This is a genomic window from Alsobacter soli, from assembly GCF_003004785.1.
Lineage (GTDB): Bacteria > Pseudomonadota > Alphaproteobacteria > Rhizobiales > Beijerinckiaceae > Alsobacter > Alsobacter soli.
The window spans coordinates 62118-79346 of record NZ_PVZS01000001.1 but is presented as its reverse complement, the minus strand read 5'-3'; the positions used below and the strand labels follow the sequence as shown (position 1 = coordinate 79346).

At 68.4% G+C, this 17229-nt stretch carries 13 protein-coding genes; 6 read left to right on the top strand and 7 right to left on the bottom strand.

Translation table 11 applies throughout. From position 1 onward, the window contains the following. Positions 1-220: 220 nt before the first annotated feature. From SLNSH_RS00380 to SLNSH_RS00365, 4 genes are all read right to left on the bottom strand, one after another. Positions 221-1285, bottom strand: coding sequence for an ABC transporter ATP-binding protein (locus SLNSH_RS00380; protein WP_106334664.1), 1065 nt, complete (start codon positions 1283-1285; stop codon positions 221-223). Further along, positions 1278-2948, bottom strand: a complete 1671-nt coding sequence (locus tag SLNSH_RS00375) for an ABC transporter permease (RefSeq protein WP_106334663.1) — start codon at positions 2946-2948, stop codon at positions 1278-1280. The genes SLNSH_RS00380 and SLNSH_RS00375 overlap by 8 nt, the downstream gene beginning before the upstream one ends. 245 nt (positions 2949-3193) lie before the next feature. Beyond that, positions 3194-4288, bottom strand: a complete 1095-nt coding sequence (locus SLNSH_RS00370) for an ABC transporter substrate-binding protein (protein WP_106334662.1) — start codon at positions 4286-4288, stop codon at positions 3194-3196. A gap of 96 nt (positions 4289-4384) precedes the next feature. Continuing rightward, positions 4385-4846: an Lrp/AsnC family transcriptional regulator gene (locus SLNSH_RS00365; protein WP_106334885.1), complete on the bottom strand. Its 462-nt coding sequence runs from the start codon at positions 4844-4846 to the stop codon at positions 4385-4387. 131 nt (positions 4847-4977) lie between these two features. On the opposite strand from SLNSH_RS00365, the gene SLNSH_RS00360 reads away from it, so the two are divergent. The 4 genes from SLNSH_RS00360 (at position 4978) to SLNSH_RS00345 (ending at position 9029) form a co-directional block, all read left to right on the top strand. Continuing rightward, complete coding sequence (locus SLNSH_RS00360) at positions 4978-5964, top strand: mitochondrial fission ELM1 family protein (RefSeq protein WP_106334661.1); 987 nt, start codon at positions 4978-4980, stop codon at positions 5962-5964. 41 nt (positions 5965-6005) lie between these two features. Continuing rightward, positions 6006-6968 (top strand): thioredoxin-disulfide reductase, encoded by a 963-nt coding sequence (trxB, locus tag SLNSH_RS00355; protein ID WP_106334660.1) that lies wholly within the window; start codon positions 6006-6008, stop codon positions 6966-6968. Then, positions 6968-7882: a LysR family transcriptional regulator gene (locus SLNSH_RS00350; RefSeq protein WP_106334659.1), complete on the top strand. Its 915-nt coding sequence runs from the start codon at positions 6968-6970 to the stop codon at positions 7880-7882. Before trxB ends, SLNSH_RS00350 begins: the two co-directional genes overlap by 1 nt. Before the next feature lie 172 nt (positions 7883-8054). After that, on the top strand, positions 8055-9029 hold the full coding sequence (locus SLNSH_RS00345) for a D-2-hydroxyacid dehydrogenase (protein ID WP_106334658.1): 975 nt from the start codon (positions 8055-8057) through the stop codon (positions 9027-9029). A 210-nt stretch (positions 9030-9239) separates the two neighbouring features. Here the strand turns inward: SLNSH_RS00345 and SLNSH_RS00340 are convergent, their stop codons facing one another. The 3 genes from SLNSH_RS00340 to SLNSH_RS00330 all read right to left on the bottom strand — a co-directional run bounded on the left by SLNSH_RS00340 (position 9240) and on the right by SLNSH_RS00330 (position 12294). Continuing rightward, positions 9240-10337: an ATP-dependent DNA helicase gene (locus SLNSH_RS00340; protein WP_106334657.1), complete on the bottom strand. Its 1098-nt coding sequence runs from the start codon at positions 10335-10337 to the stop codon at positions 9240-9242. A gap of 77 nt (positions 10338-10414) precedes the next feature. Beyond that, a complete protein-coding gene (locus tag SLNSH_RS00335; RefSeq protein WP_106334656.1) occupies positions 10415-11821 on the bottom strand; it encodes a pilus assembly protein TadG-related protein in 1407 nt (468 codons plus the stop codon). Beyond that, positions 11818-12294, bottom strand: coding sequence for a response regulator (locus tag SLNSH_RS00330; protein WP_106334655.1), 477 nt, complete (start codon positions 12292-12294; stop codon positions 11818-11820). Before SLNSH_RS00330 ends, SLNSH_RS00335 begins: the two co-directional genes overlap by 4 nt. 187 nt (positions 12295-12481) lie before the next feature. On the opposite strand from SLNSH_RS00330, the gene SLNSH_RS00325 reads away from it, so the two are divergent. Together SLNSH_RS00325 and ccoN are read left to right on the top strand one after the other, a co-directional pair. After that, on the top strand, positions 12482-15271 hold the full coding sequence (locus tag SLNSH_RS00325; protein ID WP_106334654.1) for an ATP-binding protein: 2790 nt from the start codon (positions 12482-12484) through the stop codon (positions 15269-15271). 294 nt (positions 15272-15565) lie between these two features. Next, positions 15566-17224: a cytochrome-c oxidase, cbb3-type subunit I gene (gene ccoN, locus SLNSH_RS00320; protein WP_106334653.1), complete on the top strand. Its 1659-nt coding sequence runs from the start codon at positions 15566-15568 to the stop codon at positions 17222-17224. Positions 17225-17229: the final 5 nt, after the last annotated feature.

Below are 17229 nucleotides of genomic sequence, written 5' to 3'. Positions count from 1 at the left end.
GCCGGACGCTAGCGGGGGCCGATGCACTCGGCAAACGCCATCGCCGGCGGCGGAAGCCGCACGCTGTCATCCCGGGCGGCGGCAAGCGCCGGCAACGGCGATCCAGGGGCCTCCTGACAAGGCTGTCGGGCCGTGCGGAACGGCCGACGTCGGCGCGCGCGGCCCCTGGATACCCTTCCCCTTCGCCGCTGCGCGGCTCCGGCCGGGGATGACGGCGAGGTTATGCCGCCGCGCAGACCCAGAGCGCGTCCTGAGGGAACTCCAGCCAGTGGTCGCCGCCCTTGATGCGGGCCGGAGAGAAGATCCGCACGCTAGCGTCGCCGCGGGTGAACAGGAGTTCGTAGCGCTCGCCCAGATACATCTCGGCGGTGAGCGTCATCCTGAGGCGGTTGGGGCCGGGGCCGTCGGCCACGCGCACGCGCTCCAGGCGGATCACCCCGAAGGCGTCCTCGCCGTCGCGGACCGGGCCGCATGGCAGGCCCTCCAGGCGGGCGTCGCCCAGCAGGAGCGCGGCGCCGCTCGGCGTCACGTTTGCGGCTTTGCCGGCCAGGCGGTTGTTGGCGCCCATGAACTCGGCGGCGAAGAGGGAGGCCGGGCGGCCGTACATCTCTTCCGGCGTCCCCTGCTGCTCCACGACGCCCCCGTTGAGCAGGAGGATGCGGTCGGCCATGGCCATGGCCTCGACCTGGTCATGGGTGACGCAGAGGGCGGACAGGCCCAGCTCGCTGATGAGCTGGCGCAGCCACACCCGGGCTTCCTCGCGCAGCTTGGCGTCGAGGTTCGACAGGGGCTCGTCCAGAAGGATCACCGGCGGCTCGTAGACGAGGGCGCGGGCGAGGGCCACGCGCTGCTGCTGGCCGCCCGAGAGCTGGTGCGGGAAGCGGGCCGCGAGGTGGCCGATGCCGATGCTGTCGAGCGCCTTTGCGACTCGGGTTTTCACGTCGGAGCCGGACACCCCGCGCAGGCGTAGCGGGTAGGCGACGTTGTCGAACACGGTCTTGTGGGGCCAGAGCGCGTAGGACTGGAACACCAGGCCAAGGCCGCGCTCCTCCGGAGCTAGGTTGATCCCCCTGGCGCCATCGAACAGCGTCTTGCCGGCGATCACGATGCGGCCTTCGTGGGGCTCCTCCAGGCCGGCGACGCAGCGCAGCAGGGTGGTTTTGCCGGAGCCGGAGGGGCCGAGCAGGGCGACGATCTGGCCCTTTTCGAGGGTCATCGAGACGCCCTTGAGGATCTCGACGCTGCCGTAGCGCAGCTTGATGTTGTCGATGACGAGGTCAGCCATGGAGGCGCACTCCGAGACGCAGGGCGAGGCCGAGGCCCACCGAGATGATCAGGACGTTGATGACGGCGAGCGCGGAGACGAGGTCGATGGCGCCCGTGCCCCACAGGGACACCATGAGCGAGCCGATCACCTCCGTTCCGGGGCCGAGCAGGTAGATGCCCGTGGAATACTCGCGCACGAAGATCAGGAAGATCAGGAGCCAGGCGGCCAGCATGCCGGTGCGGGCGAGCGGGACGGTGACGTCGCGGGCGACCCGGCCGCGCGTCGCGCCGACGGAGCGCCCGGCCTCCTCCAGTTCCGGGCCGATCTGCAGCATGGTGCCGGCCACGAGGCGCACGCCATAGGCGAGCCAGACCACGGTGTAGGCGACCCACACGGACACGAGCGTGGCGCGCAGGGGCGTCAGCGGCTTGATAAACAGGAACAGCCACAACATCGCGAGGCCTGCCACGAGGCCCGGCATGGAACGCGGTATCATCACCAGGTAGTCGGCAACCCGGGTCCAGCCCGAACGCCAGCGGTGCATCGCGAGCGCCACGAGGGTGTAGCAGCCGACCGAGATGGCGCCGCCCACGGTTCCGATCAGGATCGTGTTGACGATGGCGTTGATGGCGTTGGGGTAGTCCACCAGGTCGCGGTAGTGGGCCAGGGTCAGCACCTCCGCGAGCTTCACGCCCTCGCCCCAGGTGACCACGACCGACCGCAGCGCGATGCCGAAGACCGGAATGCCGACGCTCACCACGAACCACAGGACGATGAGGGCGAAGGCCGGCCAGCGCAGGCCGCCGAGGCGCAGGGGCGAGCGCTTGGCGGCCTTGCCGCGGACCGAGACGTATTTCTGGGACGAGGCCAGCAGCAGGCGCTGCAGATAAACCAGCGGGATGGCGATCAGGATGATGGCGACCACCACCACGGCCATCAGCTGGTAGGAGGGTACGCCCAGCTTGTTGGTGAGCTTGTACAGGTAGGTGGCGAGAACCAGGATGCCCTTGGGATCGCCCAGCACCAGGGGTAGGCCGAAGAGCTCGAAGCCGAGGAAGAAGATCAGCACTGCGGCGTAGAGCACGGCCGGGGTGACCATGGGCAGGCTCACGCTGACCGCCACCCGCCAGGGCGAGGCGCCGGTGGTGCGGGCGGCCTCCTCGAGGTCCGCGCCAAGGTTGCGCAGGGCGGCGGACGTGTAGAGGTAGACGTGCGGCACGTGGGTGAGGCCGGCGATGATCGTGATCGCCGTGACGGAGTAGATGCTCCACGGCACCACGCCGAAGACGTCCTTGAACAGCGTGGAGAAGATACCCACGGGGCCGAGCGCCACCACGTAGCCGAAGGCCAGAACCACGGCCGACATGAAGATCGGCACCAGGATGAGCGGCTCGAGGAAGGACTTTCCGGGCACGTCCGTGCGGGCCATCAGGAAGGCGAGGACGACACCGAGCGGCACCGCGATGGCCGTCATGCCGCCGGCCACGATGATGGAGGTGACCAGCGCCTCCCAGAAGTCGTCGTCCTCCAGCACGAACTGGAAGGCCTCCAGGCTGAAATGGACGTTGGGCTGGAAGAAGGGCCCGTCCAGGAAGCTCTGGTAGACGATGAGGCCGATGGGGGCGAGCACGGCGGAGGCCATGATCGCCAGCACGGCGGCGCGGAAGAGGGCGAAGGGCATGACGGGCTCCCGGCGTGGCCGGAGGGAGGTCGATCTGAGGAGCGGCGCTTAATGCAGCCGTCATCCCCGGCCGGAGCGGCGAAGCCGCGGAGGGGAAGGGGATCCAGGGGCCGCTTCGAGCTGTTTCCAGCGGCGCCAATCGGCAACGTTCGTCGTGCTGCTGCCGGATCCCCTTCCCGGGCTGCTGCGCAGCCCGCCGGGGATGACGGAGAGGTCCAACCCCGGCGGTTTCTCAGAGGAGCGGCTTATTGGCCCTTCATGGCGGCCTGCCACTGCTTCAGGAACTTGAGGCGCTTCACCGTGTCCAGGTTGGCGGCGAGGTCGCCGTTGATCTGGATGGGCCGGATCGCATCGCCGACCTGCTCCTTGACCTTGGCGACCGTGGCCTCGCCCTCGACGTCATCGCGCAGCGAATAGAGCTCCGCCTGGTTGGCGATGATGGTCTGGCCGCGCTTGGAGAGCAGGTAGTCGAGGAAGAGCTTGCCGGCGTTCGGGTTCTTGGCCTTGTTGGACAGGAAGGCGACGCGCGAGGCGATCAGCGTGTAGTCCTTGGGCAGGACGATGCCGATGTTCGGGTCCTTCTTGGAGCGCGACAGGGCGTAGGAGCCGAACACGCCGTAGCCGATGAGGTGCTCGCCGGAGGTGGTGCGCTCGATCATGGCGCCGGCCGAGGTGTAGAGCTTGATCTCGGTCTTGCCGAAGGCCTTGAAGAGGTCCCAGGCCTGCTTCCACGCCATGTCGTCCTGGGTGAAGAACAGGTAGCCGACGCCCGAGCGCTCGGGGTCGTAGGCCGTCACCTTGCCCTTGTAGAAGTCGGGCTTGGACTGCAGCAGCTTGAGCAGGTCGGCGTGGGTCTTCGGCACGTCGTCAGCCGGCACGAGCCGCTTGTTGTAGACGATCGCCACGGGCTCGTAGGTCACGCCGTAGGCGCTGTCCTTGTAGTTGGCCCAGGAGGGGATCTTGGCGGCCTCGGGCGTCTTGTAGGCGGAGGCGTAGCCGTCGTTGACGAGCTTGATCTGCAGGTCCTGGGCGGAGGACCAGGTCACGTCCGCGGTGCCCTGGCCGGCGGCCGCCTCGGCGATGAACCGGTTGTAGAGCTCGGTGGAGTTGAGGTCGTTGTACTCGACCTTGATGCCGTAGAGGGCCTCGAAGTCCTTCACCAGGAAGTTGGCGGCGGCGGCGTCCGTGGTGCCGTAGACCACGACCTTGCCTTCCTTCTTGGCGGCGTCGATCGTCTGGGCGTAGTCGGCCGGGTAGCCGGCGGGGACCTGGGCGGCCGCGAGGCCGGCGGTCATGACGAGCGCAAGGCTCGAGACGAACGGCAGGGCGAGCTTCGACATCTCTGTCTCCTTGGTTTCCACTTCCGGGATCAGTGTCCCGTTGGGCCAAGGAGTAGCGCGTTTACCTGTCGTGAACCTGTCGTCGGCCGACGCGCGTCAGATGGGCGCGATGGCCTCGTCCTTCACGTTCTCCAGCGCCACGGCCGTCCGGATCGTGCGGACGTTGGGGAGCGCCGTGAGCTCCGCCACCAGGGCCTGGAAGGCGCGCAGGTCCGGGGCGACGCATTTCAGCATGAAGTCGATATCGCCGGAGAGGGTCCAGCACTCGCGCACGGCGGGCCAGTCGCGCATGCGGGCCTGGAAGGCGGCGAGGTCGGTCTCGGCCTGGCTGGCGAGGTGCACGAAGGCGAAGAAGACGATCTCGTAGCCGAGCGCCTTCTCATCGACCAGGGCGCGGTAGCCCCGGATGATCCCGGCCTCCTCGAGCGCGCGCACCCGGCGCAGGCAGGGCGGGGCGGACATGCCGACGCGGCGCGCCAGCTCCACGTTGGTCATCCGCCCATCGGCCTGCAGCTCGCGCAGGATCTTCAGGTCGATGTCGTCGAGGCGTGTGGGCAAGATGGCGATTCCGCTGCGGCGCAAAACGGCCCCTGTTTAGACGTGAACGCTGCGGCGGGGAAGGGCGCCCGGCTTGCCGCCCGGCGCGATCCATGCGACCCGCTTCACTTCACCTCTCCGAGACGCCCCGCATGCTCCCGCCCGAAACCACCTGCTGGATCATCACCGACGGCAAGGCCGGGGACGAGAACCAGTGCCTGGGCGTGGCCGAGGCGCTGGGGCTCACGCCGGACGTGCGACGCATCAACCCGAGGGCGCCCTGGGTGTGGCTGATGCCCTGGGGGCCGATCGACCCGCGCGAGCGCCCCGGCCTCGAGGGCGGGCCGCTGGCCGGGCCTCCGCCGGACATCGCCATCGCGAGCGGCCGGCGGGCCGCGCCCTCCCTGGCGGCGCTGAAGCGGCTTTCGGGCGGCAAAACCTTCACGGTGTTCCTGAAGGATCCGCGGACCGGGACGGGCGCGGCGGATTTCATCTGGGTCCCGGAGCACGACCGGCTGCGCGGCCCCAACGTCCTGGCGACGGTGACCTCGCCGCACCGCGTCTCGGCCGAGCGCATCGCGGCGGCGCGGGCGAAGCCGGACCAGCGCCTCGCCGGGCTCAAGCGCCCCCGCGTGGCGCTGCTGCTGGGCGGCGACAGCAAGCATCACCGCTTCACGGGCGACGACATCGTGCGGCTCACGGCCCAGATCGGGAGCCTGGCGCAGAGCGGCGCGGGGCTGATGGCGACCGCCTCGCGCCGGTCCCCCTCGGCCCTTGTGGAAGGCGTGAAGGCCATCGTGCGCGGCAAGGGCGGGTTCTTCTGGGACGGTTCGGGCGAGAACCCCTACGTGGCCATGCTGGCCCTGGCGGACGCGATCGTGGTCACGGCCGATTCGGCCAACATGGTGGGCGAGGCCTGCGCGACAGGGCGCCCGGTACTCGTGTTCGAGCCGTCAGAGCGCAAGCAAGGGTCGCCTTCGCGCATCAGCGGTCAGATTCTTGCGCTAAAACGGGCAGGAGCTGTGCGTTCTTTTCAGGGTCGGCTTGAAAGCTATGCATACCCGGCATTAGATAGCATCCCGGAAATCGCCTCGGCGGTCGCCGCCGCCTTTGCGCGGCATCGGAGCACCCCCACTTAAATCGTTCTGAGCGCCCGCTCCGCGCTCCAAGAGACGTGGACATGTCCGCTCTGCACTCCAAGCTCGTCATCCTCGGCTCGGGACCGGCCGGCTACACGGCCGCGATCTACGCGGCCCGCGCCATGCTGGAGCCGATGCTCATCTCCGGCCTCCAGGAAGGGGGGCAGTTGATGATCACGACCGAGGTCGAGAACTATCCCGGCTTCGCCGACCCCATCCAGGGGCCGTGGCTGATGGAGCAGATGCGAAAGCAGGCCGAGCATGTCGGCACGACTCTGGTCTCCGACTACATCGTCAAGGCCGAGCTGGGCGTCCGACCGTTCCGGCTGACGGGCGACGGCGGGCAGATCTACACCTGCGACGCGCTGATCATCGCGACCGGGGCCCAGGCGCAGTGGCTGGGGCTGCCCTCGGAGGAGACCTTCAAGGGCTATGGCGTGTCCGCCTGCGCCACCTGCGACGGGTTCTTCTTCCGCAACAAGGACGTGGTGGTGGTCGGGGGCGGCAACACGGCCGTCGAGGAGGCGCTCTACCTCGCCAACATCGCCAAGAGCGTGACGGTGGTGCACCGCCGCGACAGCTTCCGGGCCGAGCGCATCCTGCAGCAGCGGCTGTTCCAGCAGGCCAACGTGACGGTGGTCTGGGACAGCGTCGTGGACGAGATCTGCGGGACGCAGGACCCGCTGGGCGTCACCTGCGTGAAGCTCAAGAACGCCAAGACGGGCGCCCTCACCGAGGTGAAGACCGACGGAGTTTTCGTGGCCATCGGGCACAAGCCCGCGACGGAGCTCTTCGTTGGGCAGGTCGAGATGCGGCCCTCAGGCTACATCCACACCACGCCGGGGCACACCACCACCAACATCCCGGGCGTGTTCGCGGCCGGCGACGTGACGGACGAGACCTACCGGCAGGCGGTCACGGCTGCGGGGCTCGGCTGCATGGCCGCGCTCGAGGCCGAGCGATACCTGCAGGGAATCCTGGTCGAGAGAGAGGCGGCCGAGTGATGCCTTTTTCGCTCAACAACACGCTGGACTGGGACAAGGTCCGCATCTTCTACACGGCGGCCGACGCGGGCAGCTTCACGCACGCGGGCGACGCGCTGGGCCTCAGCCAGTCAGCCGTGAGCCGCCAGGTGGGCGCGCTGGAGCGCGACCTCGCCGTGCCGTTGTTCCACCGCCATGCGCGAGGCCTCATCCTGACGGAGCAGGGCGAGCAGCTCTTCCGCACCGCCAAGGAGATGATGCTGAAGCTTGAGGCGACCCGCGCCCGGCTCACCGACAGCCGCGAGAAGCCGAACGGCGAACTGCGGGTCACGACTACGCTGGGGCTCGGCTCCAACTGGCTGACCCCGCGCCTCGGCGAGTTCCTCGACCTCTACCCGGAGGTGCGCCTTCAGGTGCTGCTCACGGACGACGAGCTCGACCTCTCCATGCGCGAGGCGGACGTGGCCATCCGGCTCCGGCAGCCGGTGCAGGGGGACCTCATCCAGCGCCGGCTCTTCACCGTGCATTTCCACGCCTACGCCTCGGCCGACTACATCAAGGGCCATGGGCAGCCGCGGGACGTGAACGACCTGGAAGAGCACCGAATCCTGACCTACGGGGGCGAGACGCCGTCCTACCTGCAGGAGGTGCACTGGCTCACGACAGTCGGGCGCGATCCGAAGAACCCGCGCCAAGCTTCGCTGACGGTGAACAACATCACGGCCCTGAAGCGGGCCGTGGAGCGCGGCATCGGCATCGCCGTGCTGCCGGACTACCTGATCGAGCCGGAATCCGGTCTCGTGCAGGTGCTCACCGGCGACGAGATGCCGGCGCTCGACAGCTATCTCGTCTATCCGGAAGAGATGAAGAACGTGGCGCGCGTCCAGGTTTTCCGCGACTTCCTGGTCAGCAAGGCCCAGCGCTGGACGTATTGAGCAGTTTGCCGGCATCTCGAGCAAGGTCGACGCGCGCCGCCGCTGGATCCCCTTCCCCTCCGCGCCTGCGGCGCTCCGGCCGGGGATGACGAGGTCCACGCTTTCGAAAATCCACCGCCGCCGCTACGGTGAGGCGCCCTTCGGGGCGCCTTTTTCGTTTCGCGAGTCCCCCATGAGCCTGATCCCCGACCGCTCCTCCCTCACCATCGCGTTCGCGCATGGCGCCTACCAGTTCGCCGACGCCTTCGCGCAGCGGAGCACCGGGATCCGGCATTTCCAGGTCTCCACGCCCGAGGCGCTGATCCCGCGGCTGCCGGAGGTGGACGTTCTGGTCGTCTCGTTCCTGTGGCGGGACGTCTACCTGGAGCACGCGCCGCGGTTGCGGTTCGTGCAGTCGATCAGCGCCGGCGTGGACCAGTTTCCCAAGGATCTCCTGCGCAGCCGAGGCGTGCGGCTCGCCAGCGCCCAGGGCGGCAACGAGCGCGCGGTGGCCGAGCACGCCATGAGCCTGCTGCTGTCGCTGACGCGGCAGTTGCACCTGGCGCGCGACCACCAGGCCAAGCATCACTGGCGGCCCATGATCGCCGACCGCACCCGGCGGGAGGACGAGCTCGAGGGCAAGACGCTGGTCATCGTCGGCATGGGCCGCATCGGCAGCCGGTTGGCCCGGCTGGCGAAGGCCTTCGACATGCGGGTGATCGGCGTGAAGCGCGACCCGTCCAGCGGGGCCGGCGCCGCCGACGAGGTCGTGGCGACGGAGCGGCTCCGGGACGCGCTGGCGCAGGCCGACGTCGTGGCGCTCACCTGTCCGCTGACGCCGGAGACGCAAGGTCTGATCGGGGCGGCGGAACTCGCCGCCATGAAGCCTTCCGCCTTCCTGATCAACGTGGCCCGGGGCAAGGTCGTGGACGAGGCCGCCCTGATCGACACGCTGGCCAAGGGGCGCATCGCAGGAGCCGGGCTCGACTGCTTCCACGAGGAGCCGCTGCCTGCGAACTCGCCGCTCTGGGCCATGCCGCACGTCATCGTGACCCCTCATTCAGCGGGCGAGACCCGGCGCTACGAGACCAATGTGCTCGAGATCCTGATGGACAACCTCGGCCGCCTGTGGCGGGGCGGGAGCGACCTGCGCAACGCGGTGGTTTGAACGGGCGATCGTCTGCATGACATTTGCGTCGTCATTCCCGGCGGCGTGCGCAGCAGGCCGGGAAGGGGATCCGGGGCGCTTGGCGCAAGTTTTGAGTGCAAGGCGGCAAAGGCGGCTGCACGCTGGAACGCGACTGCTGCCCTGGATACCATTCCCCTCCGCGGCTTCGCCGCTCCGGCCGGGGATGACGGGGAGGGCAGGGCGCAGGCTCTACAGCACCACCGTGACCCGTTTCGCGGCGCGGGTCAGGGCGGTGTAGAGCCAGCGGGCGCGGTGCTCGCGGAAGGCGTAGCTCTCGTCGAAAAGCACCACGTCGTCCCACTGCGAGCCCTGGGACTTGTGCACCGTCATGGCGTAGCCGTAGTCGAACTCGTCCGACTCGCGGCGCATCAGGAAGGGGATGGCCTCCGCGTCGCCCTCGAAGAACTCGCGCAGGATCTTCACCTTCACGGCCTTGCGGCGGCCTTCGTCCTCGGGCAGCACTTCCATCCGGACAAAGCCCTTGAGCGGTTCGCGCAAGGCCTTCACGGTCCAGATTCCCCCGTTGAGCAGGCCCTTCTTCTTGTCGTTGCGCAGGCAGACGAGTTTTTCGCCGACTGCGGGCATGGGGTCGCGGAAGCCTTTCAACTCCCGCATGCGCCGGTTGTAGAGGCGGCGCGTCTTGTTGAGGCCCACCAGAACCTGATCGCAGTTCATCACGATGTCGGCGTTTACGTCGCCGCGGCGGATGACCCGGCTGTCGCCGTAGTCGCCGGCGGGCAGGCGCTCGCCGCCCTCCCGAACCTCCAGGGAGAGCCGGATGATCGGGTTGTCGCGCGCCTGGCGGTGCACCTCGGTCAGCATGACGTCGGGCTCGTGCTCGGTGAAGAAGCCGCCGCCCTTCACGGGCGGCAGCTGGGCAGGGTCGCCGAGCACCAGGACGGGCACGCCGAAGGAGAGCAGGTCGCGGCCGAGCTCCTCGTCCACCATCGAGCACTCGTCGATGATGATCAGGTCGGCCTTGCTGGCCGGGCTCTCGCGGTTGATCACGAAGGAGGGCGCTTCCTCCTCCTCCATGGCCTTGGGACGGTAGATCAGGCTGTGGATGGTGCTGGCGTCCGGGCAACCCTTCTGCCGCAGCACGTGGGCCGCCTTTCCGGTGTATGCCCCGAAGGCGACCTCGCCGTCGATGCCCTCTGCGAAGTGCCGGGCGAGCGTGGTCTTTCCCGTGCCGGCGAAGCCGAACAGGCGGAACACCTGGGGGCTGCCGCGCTTGAGCCAGGCGTTCACCTGCCGAAGCGCGTCTTCCTGCTGGGGCGACCAATCCATGCGGCGACTCGTGTGTCCAAAACAAGAACACTTAAGCGCTTCGCCGCGCGATGGATAGAGCAGGAGACGCCCGTCGCCTATTTGGCGATGGCGATGATGCCGCCTGTCGGCCCCACGCCCTGCGGCACGGGCACGGATGTCGCGGCGTAGTTGCTGTTGAGAACCAGGTTGGGGCCGTCCTTCAACTGCACCCTGCGGGTCACCACCACGGTGAAGGCCGACTTGTCCGCGATGGCGCCGGCGCCCTTGGTGTCCAGGTCGATGCGCAGCACGCCGTTCTTCAGATAGATGGTTCCCAGCAGCTGCGACACCTTCTTGCTGGTGATGTCGTAGTTGAGGGGAGCCGCGCCCGAGTTGGCGCGCCCGGGGTCCTCGAAGAACAGGAACCCGGCGAGTTCGCCGGTCCGCGGCGCTGTCAGCGACACGGTCGAGTCGTCGTCGAACACGAAGCGGGACTTGGCCCCGGTGAAGTAGAAGGCAGCGCCCGCGGAGCTGTCAGCCATCTTCAGCACGGCGTTGTCCTTCACGATCAGGTCGCCGCCCATGACGTAGATCCCGCCCGGCGCGCCGGAGGTGCCGCTGAGCGTCAGAGTGGCGTTGTCCTTGACGATGATCCCGCCGCAGTAGAACCCGGGCGGAAGCGTCATCGTCACGTTCCCGCTGATCACGAGCGGCGGCAGGCTGCTCGGGCAGCCGACCGGCAAGGCGTGTCGATAGCTCAAGGGGTCGGGGCGCAGCGCCGGGCAGGCCACCGGCTGGGGCGTTGAATTCGTCTTTTGCGGGACGGTGACGCTGCAGATCTTGGTGGCTGTCAGGCTCGAGCTGCCGTCCACCTGCAGCCCGGAGGGCGACGAGGAATTCGAATAGATGGCGCAACCGTTTCCGGTGGCCTTGGACCATTTCTGCAGCCAGAGGGTCTGGGTGGAGGTCTCGTCGAGCGCCACCATGCAAAGCGGAGCGGCGCCCATCATCTTGGCGGTGGCCGAGACGTCCACCTGGATCATCTGCTCGGACATGTAGCGCGCCACCATGGTGGCGACCTGCTCCCGAAGCCTGACCTCGACGCTCGACTTGGAGCCGTCATAGATGGTGGTGACCTCGACCACGGCTCCCTGTGGAGTGGTGAGGCTCGCGGTCGTGGTCTGCGGCCCTGCGTCGCCCGCGGATGCGGTGGAAACGGCGGGGGCCGGCTGCATGGGTGGCGCGTCGACGCCCAGTTTGGAGGCCACATAGGAGAGGGCAACGGCGGCGATGCGGCGGGAATCCGAGCTGGCGATCCGCAGTTCGGTCGCGCTCGCGATGGCGGCGCTGTCGGCAGCGGACTGCAGGACGCCACGCTGCTGGTAGATTCTGCCCCCGTCCACGGCGAGCGCGCCAGCGCCCAGCATGGCGGGAAGGGCGACCGCCAGGAGGACGCCGAAGCCGCCTCGCCGGTCGTCAATGAAGGTTCGGATCAGGTTGCGCCAGCCCCGCAAGGCCGTCATGCCGCGGCCCCGTCCGCAGCCGGAGGTCCGGACTGCGCGCCAGCCCTGGCGGCCCGATCGGCGCGGAGCACGAAGCGCAGCTGGTAGGTCAGCAGGCGCCAGTTGATGGGCTTGGTGACGTAGGAGGTGGCGCCCACCTCGTAGGCGCGGTCGATCGCGAACAGATCGTCCCGTCCGGTCACCACAACGATCGGAAGGCCGGACAGCCGGGAGTCCTCGCGCACCCGCATGATCAGGCCCAGGCCGTCCAGGCGGGGCATCTCAAGGTCCACCATGGCGAGGTCGAAGTCGCTCGACTGCAGTCTTTCCCAAGCCGCGAGGCCGTCCTCGACCGTTTCGACCGTGACCTTCGGGGTGGCGAGATGGAGGGCTGCGAACTCACGCAGGATCGGGTCGTCGTCGGCGACAAGGATCCGGGCGGCGTCGTCGAGGACGTAGCCCAACTCCGCCGGATTTCTTCGTCCCAGCAACATCTCGCGCGCCAAGTGATCGACGAAGACGGAGCCTACACATGAAGTGTGAAGCAAATCTTTCCGATAATCGCATTCATGTCGGCAGCAGCAACCTGGCGTTGCATCAATGTTTCGGGATGTTTTGACTTAAGTTGTTAGCATAAGGAGATTAACCGCATCTTCAACCGACAGGTGTGTTCTGTGGATCATGGCAGAGATCCTCAGCGATGCGCCGTCTGGGCGCTTCCGGTCCATCCGCACCAAGCTGGCCCTGCTGGTCGCCGCAGCGATCGGCCTGGCCGCCGCCGTGAGCACGGCGCTGGCGATCGTGCATACGGTCCAGCTGGCGGTCAGCAGCGAGCAGAGCGTGCTGATGAACACGGCCCGGGTCTTCGCGGCGGCCGTGTCGAAGGGCGTGCAGGCCGGCGACCAGGCGGCGATCTACGAGGCTCTGGCGGGCATCCGCAAGTTCGAGGGCGCGGGTGACCAGATCGAATTCGTGGGCGTGGAGGACCTGGACGGCCGCCCGCTGGCGGACCTGGGCTCCGCCCCGAGGTTGATGCGCGACGCGCGCGTGGAGCCCGGCTTCGCGTCCGACCTCTGGTCCATCCTGTCGAGCCGGACGCTGCAGGCGTCCGCGCCCGTGGGCGAGCCGGGCTATCCGCCGGTGGCGCGGCTCATCGTGATCAAGACCAGCGACGGCCTGTTGGAGGCGGTGCGGACGACGCTTCTGGTGAGCGTGGTCAGCGGCCTCGTGGCCCTTGCGCTCGGCCTCCTGGCTGCATCCCGGCTGCAGCGCGCCATCACGCGGCCGGTCGTGGATTTGGCTGCGACCATGGCGCGCGTGCGGGACGGGCACGACTTCCGCGTGGCCGCCAAGGCGGCGGCGAACGACGAGGTGGGGCAGCTCGTCGGCAGCTTCAACGCGATGATCGCCGGCATCCGGGAGCGCGACGTCCAGCTCGCGCTGCACAGGGAACGGCTGGAGCAGGACGTGAGCGACCGCACGCGGGACCTGAACCTGGCCAAGATCGCGGCCGAGAACGCCAACGCGGCGAAGTCGGATTTCCTGGCCACCATGAGCCACGAAATCCGCACGCCGATGAACGGCATGCTGGTGATGGCCGAGCTGCTCACGGCGGGAGATCTGCCCGCCCGGCAACGGCGCTACGCCGAGGTGATCGCGCGCTCGGGGCAGAGCCTGCTGGCGATCATCAACGACATCCTCGACTTCTCGAAGGTCGAGGCCGGCAAGATGGACATCGAGCGGATCCCCGTGGATCCCGCCGAGACGGCGGACACGGTGCTCAGCCTGTTCTGGGAACGCGCACAGAAGAAGGGGCTGGACCTCGCAGCCCAGGTGGCGCCCGACACGCCGGCGCACATCCTGGCCGATCCCGTGCGTCTGAACCAGGTCATCGGCAACCTGGTCAACAACGCCCTGAAATTCACCGAGTCCGGCCACGTGCTGCTCTCGATCGGCCGGGATCCGCACGACCCGTCGAGGCTGCGCTTCGCGGTGACGGACACGGGCATCGGGATCCCGGAGGACAAGATCGCAGGGCTGTTCTCGGCCTTCACGCAGGTGGACCAGAGCACGACGCGCAAGTTCGGCGGCACGGGGCTGGGACTCGCCATCTGCAAGCGACTCGTGGAGGCGATGGGCGGCGCGATGCGCGTCACGAGCGACGTCGGCCGGGGCTCCACTTTCGCATTTTCCATTCCCGTCGAAGGTGCGGCCACGCGGACGCTTGCCCGGGTTCCTCTCGTCCGCGGGCGCGCGCCGCGCGCGATCGTGGCGGTGCGCGGGGAGGCGACGGCGCGTGTCGTGGCCGATCTCCTGGCCGCGTGCGGCTATGCGGTCGAGCGCAGGGAAGCCGACGCGCTCGCCGGCGCCGGGCTACCGGAGTGCGAACTCCTGTTCGCCGAGGGCGCCGTTCTGGCGCAGGGCCTGGCCGGGACGCGGCCGGCGCGGGTGGTCGCGCTCACGACGCTCGGGGACGGCTCCGAGCGCAGGCTCGAGGCGCGCGGCCTGGCCGACGCCATCCTGGCGCGTCCGCTCGCGCATGCCGATCTGGCCTTGTTGTCCGAGGGCCTGGCCCTCGGGGCGGGCCTCGCCGTGTCGCGCCCGGACCGGGGTGGGCGCGAGCGGGCCCTCCCGCAATTCACGGGCTGCCGCGTGCTGGTCGCGGACGACAGCGCCGTGAACCGCGAGGTCGCCGTGGAGGCTCTCGCCAGGCTTGGCGTGCAGGCCGATGTCGCGGCCGATGGCCGGGAGGCGATCGCGGCGGCTGAGCGGGGCGGGATCCACCTCATTCTCATGGACGGCAGCATGCCCGAGATCGACGGGTTCGAGGCCGCCCGGCGCATCCGTGAGGCGGAGGGCCGGGAGGGCCGGGCCAGGCTGCCCATCCTCGCGCTGACGGCGCACGTCGTCGGCTCGGCCGCCGACCTGTGGCGGACCGCCGGCATGGATGGCGTGCTGCACAAGCCCTTCACCATCGCCGCCCTGGCGGAGAGCCTGTCAGGTTTCCTTGAGCCTGCCGGCCAGGGCGCCGTGGCGCCACAACGCCACGGCGCTTCGACGCAGGAGCCAGATCCCCCAAGTCCTGCCGAGGGGGAAGGGTCGGCCACCCTCCTCGACCAGGAGACCTTCGGCGAACTCGAAGCCATGGCGGGCGCGGACGGCGGCGCGTTCCTGCGGCGGGTGGCCGGGCTGTACCTGGAACACGCGCCGCGCGCGCTGGCGCAACTGGAGGCCAGCCTGGGCGGGGACGCCGCGGACCAGGCCAGGGCGGCGCACGCCCTGAAGTCGATGAGCTTCAACATCGGCGCGGCGGCCGTGGCCGGCGCGGCCGGCGCCTGCGAAGCGAAGGCGCGCGAGAATCAGGACTCCGTGTCGCAGGAGGAAGCGCAGGAGCTGCGTCTTCTCCTCGACGCCACACTCGAGGCGCTGCGCTCCCGCGTGTTCTCCGCGGGCGGCCAGGAGGCTGCGTAGGAACACCGAGCCGCCCTGAAAACGCCTTTCGATTCAACGCTACGGCGTTTCCCCTACGTACGATTTCAGATGGCTGGAGCGCGGCCCTGGGCTTTCAGTTCAGGTGCAGCCTAAGGCCAGCGTTTTCCTGCGAATTCCCGGCTTCGGACTTGGGCTCATTGATCGAGGTCAACGCGAGCGGACCCCAACCCCTCGCATGGTGCCTCGAATCCAGCCGTTCGTCCGGCCCCTGGGGCATGCCAGGTTTCGGACGTGCGGCGCCTGACAGTGGATTTCGGTCCCAAGGGGGAGAACATGGCGCAATCGGCGTCGGTCAACAAACACATCACGATCGGGGAGGGCGGCTCCGCGCTCGCCTTCGCGGCGCTCGCAGCGCTGTCGATCCTGATCGCCGCGAAGGCGTGGACGCCGGCTTACGCCTTCCACGCCTATCTGTTCGCGGCGGCCAGCGTCGCGTCGATCTTCGCGATCTTCAATCGCTACTACGCCCGTCCGGCGGGTCCGGTCCCGCAGGAGATCGACGGCAAGCCGAACTACAATCTCGGCCCGATCCAGTTCGGGACGGTGGCCGCGGTGTTCTGGGGCATCGCCGGCTTCACGGTTGGCCTCTACGCCGCCCTCGAACTGGCCTTCCCGGCCCTGAACTTCGACTTCGGGCTGATCAACTTCGGCCGGCTGCGTCCGCTTCATACCTCGGCGGTGATCTTCGCCTTCGGCGGCAACGTGCTGCTGGCGAGCTCCTTCTACGTGGTCCAGCGCACCTGCCATGCCCGCCTCGCCGGCGACATCGCGCCGTGGTTCGTGATCCTGGGCTACAACTTCTTCATCGTCATCGCGGGCACGGGCTACCTGCTGGGCATCACCCAGAGCAAGGAATACGCCGAGCCCGAGTGGTATGCCGACCTGTTCCTGACCGTGGTGTGGGTCGTGTACCTGCTCATCTTCCTTGCGACTTTGTGGAAGCGCAAGGAGCCGCACATCTACGTGGCGAACTGGTTCTACCTGGCCTTCATCGTGACGATCGCGATGCTGCACCTGGGCAACAACCCGGCGGTGCCTGTCTCGATCTACTCGCCGAAGTCCTACATCGTCTGGTCTGGCGTGCAGGACGCCATGGTCCAGTGGTGGTACGGCCACAACGCGGTGGGCTTCTTCCTGACCGCCGGCTTCCTGGCCATCATGTACTACTTCGTCCCGAAGCGGGCGGAGCGTCCGGTCTACTCGTACCGGCTGTCGATCGTGCACTTCTGGGCGCTGATCTTCATCTACATCTGGGCCGGCCCGCATCACTTGCACTACACGGCCCTGCCTGACTGGGCGCAGACGCTCGGCATGACCTTCTCGGTCATCCTGTGGATGCCCTCGTGGGGCGGCATGATCAACGGCCTGATGACGCTCCAGGGCGCCTGGGACCGCCTGCGGACCGACCCCGTGCTGCGCATGATGGTGGTGTCCGTCGCCTTCTACGGCATGTCGACCTTCGAGGGGCCGCTCATGTCGATCAAGGCGGTGAACTCGCTCAGCCACTACACCGACTGGACCATCGGCCACGTGCACTCCGGCGCGCTCGGCTGGGTCGGCTACATCTCCTTCGGGGCGATCTACTGCCTCGTTCCGTGGGTGTTCAACCGCTCCCGCCTGTATTCGCTGAAGCTCGTCAACTGGCACTTCTGGATCTCGACGCTCGGCATCGTCCTGTACATCTCGGCGATGTGGGTGTCCGGCATCCTCCAGGGCCTTATGTGGCGCGCCTACACCAGCCTGGGCTTCCTCGAGTACTCGTTCATCGAGACGGTCGAGGCGATGCATCCGTTCTACGTCATCCGCGCCCTGGGTGGTGGCCTGTTCCTCACCGGCGCGCTCATCATGGCCTTCAACATCTGGAAGACGATCACCTCGCCCGAGACCGAGCAGGTCGCGGCGGCGCGTCCCCAGCTGGTTCCGGCCGAGTAAGGGGG